Source organism: Sphingomonas hominis, from assembly GCF_013328205.1.
Classification (GTDB): Bacteria; Pseudomonadota; Alphaproteobacteria; order Sphingomonadales; family Sphingomonadaceae; genus Sphingomonas; species Sphingomonas hominis.
On record NZ_JABULH010000031.1, the window covers coordinates 1 to 936 of the forward strand.

The following is a 936-nucleotide window of genomic DNA, read 5'->3' on the forward strand; positions in this document are numbered from 1 at the left end:
CTCGGCAGCTTTGCGCAGATGCGCCTTCAGCTTGGAGAAGGCCTGCTCGATGGGGTTGAAGTCGGGGCTGTAGGGCGGGAGGTAGAGAAGGCTGGCGCCAACGGCCTCGATCATCTCGCGCACGACGGGCGCCTTGTGGCTCGACAGGTTGTCCATGATTACGACGTCGCCGGGATTGAGCTCTGGGACGAGCACCTGGTCGACATAGGCGTGGAACGCGTCGCGGTTGATCGGCCCGTCGAGCACCATCGGCGCCACCATGCCGGTGCGGCGCAGGCCGGCGACGAAGGTGGTCGTCTTCCAGTGCCCGTGCGGCACGCTGGCCCGCAGCCGCTTGCCCCGGCGGCACCGGCCATAGCGGCGAGCCATGTTGGTCGACGCCCAGGTCTCGTCGATGAACACCAGCCGCTCGGGATCGAGATCGAGTTGGCCTTCGAACCATGCCCAGCGCCGTTCTACGATGTCGGCGCGGTCCTGCTCGCTCGCGTGAGCCGTCTTTTTTTGCGCGTGATCCGGTGGCGAGCGAAGAACCGCCACAGCGTCGCGATGCTGGTGCTCACCCCGTGCCCGGCCAACATCGTGCGCAGCTCTTCCAAGGTTATGTCGGACTGCGTCTCGATGGCCGCGTGGATAAGGCCCGCATGGTCCTCGATCTTGGCAGAGCGACGATCGCCGCCCTGCGGCCTGGCGGCAGGCGTGCCATGCTGAAGTGACAGCTGACGCCAGCGGATCGCGCTCGCGGCACTCACCCCAAACCGCTCGGCCGCAGCTCGGCACGACAACCCACCCTCAACAGCGGCAACCACACGGTCCCGCAAATCCCGCGACAAGGCTCGACCCATCCCCGCCGGCCTCCTCCGCCAGCAGGAAGGCTGAATCAGAAAACCGGGGCCATGTGAATCCTCAACGATTCAGGTCGCCCGAAAACCGCTCTAG

At 66.2% G+C, this 936-nt stretch carries 1 pseudogene; it reads right to left on the reverse strand.

Features of this window, described 5'->3' with window-relative positions:
- Positions 1-842: pseudogene (locus tag HRV97_RS17585) on the reverse strand (IS630 family transposase); the annotation flags it as partial.
- Positions 843-936: the final 94 nt, after the last annotated feature.